The organism is Catonella sp., from assembly GCF_052169795.1.
Taxonomy (GTDB): Bacteria; Bacillota; Clostridia; order Lachnospirales; family Lachnospiraceae; genus Catonella.
In genome coordinates this window covers 1-2,841 of record NZ_JBQNBU010000165.1, presented here as the reverse complement: position 1 = coordinate 2,841, position 2,841 = coordinate 1, and the positions used below count along the sequence as shown (strand labels likewise).

Sequence of the window (2,841 nt, the reverse complement as noted above, 5' to 3'; positions counted from 1 at the left end):
ACGAGCATGGACATAAAGAAGATGCAGACCATGAGCATGAAGAGGATGCAGACCACGATCACAACCATGAACATAAAGAGGATGCAGACCATGATCATGAGCACGAAGATACAGACCATGATCACGATCATAAAGAGGATGCGGATCACGATCATGACCATGAGCACGAAGACGCAGACCACGAGCATCATCATGACGAAGTAGAGTATGATGAGCATGTATGGCTTTCACTCAGAAATGCTACTATGCTTGTAAATGAACTTGCAGTAAGACTTCAGGCTATTGATCCTGAAAATAAAGATTATTATGCAAGTACAGCAGCTAATTACACCGCTAAGCTTGGAGATCTTGATTCAAGATATATTGCAGCAGTGAAGAAGGCAAAGAATAAAACAGTGCTTTTTGGTGACAGATTCCCATTCCGTTACTTAGTTGATGACTATGGGCTTAAATACTATGCGGCTTTTGTGGGTTGTAGTGCAGAGACAGAGGCAAGTTTTGAAACAGTAGCCTTCCTTGCAAAAAAGACAGATGAACTTAAGCTTAATAATGTTTTAGTAATTGAAAATTCTGATCAGAAGATAGCAAAGAAGATAGTTGAGACAACCAAGGCTAAAGATCAGAAGATAGTTGAAATGAATTCTATGCAGTCTGTTACTGCTGATCAGATTGCTGGTGGAACTACCTATCTTGGTATAATGGAAGATAACTTAAAGGCTCTGGAAGCAGCACTTAAATAAAGATAATTTACTTGCAAACATCCGGCTGAATATTGTGCTTCATAGCAATATTTGCGGATGTTTGAAAGTTATTTTAAAGAATGGATAGATTTGGAGAAATAAAATATGGCATTTATCACTTGTAAAAATCTTGAACTGGGATACAAGGATCAGCTTGTAGCTACAGGTATCAATTTTAAGGTGGAAAAGGGTGATTATCTCTATGTAATTGGAGAAAATGGAGCAGGTAAATCTACTCTTATGAAAACTCTGCTAAGGCTTATGAAACCTGTGTCGGGAGAGATTGTTTATGGTGATGGATTAAAACCATACGAAATAGGCTATCTCCCACAGCAGAGTCTGGCACAAAAAGATTTTCCGGCTTCTGTGTGGGAGATTGTTTTATCAGGAAATCTTTCAAGAATAGGAAACAGGGTATTTTATAGAAAAGAGGATAAACTAAGAGCTGAGGAAAATCTTGAAAGACTACATATTATGGATCTTAAAAAGAAATGCTATCGTAATCTTTCGGGAGGGCAGCAACAAAGAGTTTTGCTTGCAAGGGCACTTTGTGCAACAGACAAGCTGCTTCTTTTAGATGAACCGGTAAGTGGTCTTGATCCGAAGGTAACAGCAGAGTTTTATGGGCTTATAAGTGAATTAAATAAGTCGGGTGTAACTATAATTATGGTTTCACATGACTTGGCAGCAATAGAAAATGAGGCAGGAAATGTGCTTCATATAGGAAGTAAAGGTCAGCTTTTCTTTGGAAGTAAGAAAGATTATCTTAAAAGTGATGCAAGGGAAAGTCTTGGAGTGTAGAAGGGAGTAATTTTGGTAGAAATTTTAGAAAAATTGCAGTATTATCTTCAATTTCCATTTGTAATTTATGCCTTTATAGTAGGTGTACTTATAGCTCTCTGCTCATCACTTTTGGGAGTTACTTTAGTGCTTAAAAGATTTTCATATATAGGTGACGGACTTTCCCATGTAGCCTTTGGAGCTATGGCGGTAGCAAGTGTAATCGGGCTTACCAATAAAATGATAATTATTCTGCCTGTGACTATAATAACAGCAGTTTTTTTGCTTAAGACAGGGCAGAACAGCTCTATAAAGGGAGATGCAGTTATAGCTATGCTTTCTGTAGGAGCATTGGCTATCGGCTATATGTTGATGAACATATTTAATACAAAGGGGAATGTATCAGGTGATGTGTGTACAACTCTGTTTGGCTCTACCTCCATACTTACACTTAGCAAGGAAGAGGTAATAGTCTGTATAGTTTTTTCAGTACTTGTAATTGTGTTTTTTGTTTTGTTCTACAATAGGCTTTTTGCAGTCACATTTGATGAAAATTTTTCAAAGGCGACAGGAGTAAAAACTGACAGATATAATCTTTTGATTGCAATAATAATAGCTGTAATTATAGTTTTGGGAATGAATCTTGTAGGTTCGCTCTTGATTTCAGCTTTGATAATATTTCCGGCACTTTCAGCTATGAGGATTATCAAAAACTTTAAAGGAGTTGTTATATTTTCAGCATCCTTATCTGTAATTTGTGCTGTAATAGGAATGCTGATTTCTATTCTAGTTTCAACACCGGTAGGTTCTACAATAGTAGCAGCTGATATGACAGCATTTTTAATCTGTGCTGTAATAGGAAAAATTAGGGGCTAGAAACTCACGATTTAAACACATTTTTTTGTTTTAATTACTCTAGGAGGGTAGTGATATGAAAAAATGTGTATTTTTATATGTAGCCATTGGGATGATGTTTATATTCACTGCTTGTAATAAGGAGCAGGCAGGAACCAAGATAAAAAAGCAGAATTTAGTAGAAAAAGCAATAAGTGCACAGGTTAATAAGGAAATAGATGAACAGGTAAAAAAACTTGAACAAGAGGAACAAGTGGCTGGAAATGGTATAAGCACAGATAATGGGGGGCAGATAGTTACTCAGAACGGCTCTGTAATAGGTGCTGCATCTGATTTTGAGGCACAGCTTGAAAAAGCAAAAAACCAGAAAGCTGTTAATGGAATAGATTATGACCTAACTACTATGGGCAAAGATATGGTATATGCTACGGTTTATCTGATGATGACAGAACCTGATGATTTTGAA

3 protein-coding genes and 1 pseudogene are annotated in these 2,841 nt (G+C 36.7%); all 4 read left to right on the top strand.

The annotated features are described in order from the left end of the window. On the top strand, window positions 1-740 hold a 740-nt coding region (locus ACTTKP_RS12055), incomplete at its 5' end, for a metal ABC transporter solute-binding protein, Zn/Mn family (protein ID WP_442554128.1). Between the two features lie 105 nt (window positions 741-845). Continuing rightward, the gene (locus ACTTKP_RS12050) at window positions 846-1,541 is read left to right on the top strand and encodes a metal ABC transporter ATP-binding protein (protein ID WP_442554127.1); all 696 of its coding nucleotides are present in this window, start codon (window positions 846-848) and stop codon (window positions 1,539-1,541) included. Window positions 1,542-1,562: 21 nt separating this feature from the next. After that, window positions 1,563-2,396 (top strand): metal ABC transporter permease, encoded by an 834-nt coding sequence (locus tag ACTTKP_RS12045; protein WP_442554129.1) that lies wholly within the window; start codon window positions 1,563-1,565, stop codon window positions 2,394-2,396. 55 nt (window positions 2,397-2,451) lie between these two features. Next, window positions 2,452-2,841: pseudogene (locus tag ACTTKP_RS12040) on the top strand (hypothetical protein); the annotation flags it as partial.

Excerpts from the sequence above, each read along its gene's own strand:
- ACTTKP_RS12050 (WP_442554127.1), top strand. The coding sequence starts at position 846 with ATGGCATTTATCACTTGTAAAAATCTTGAACTGGGATACAAGGATCAG.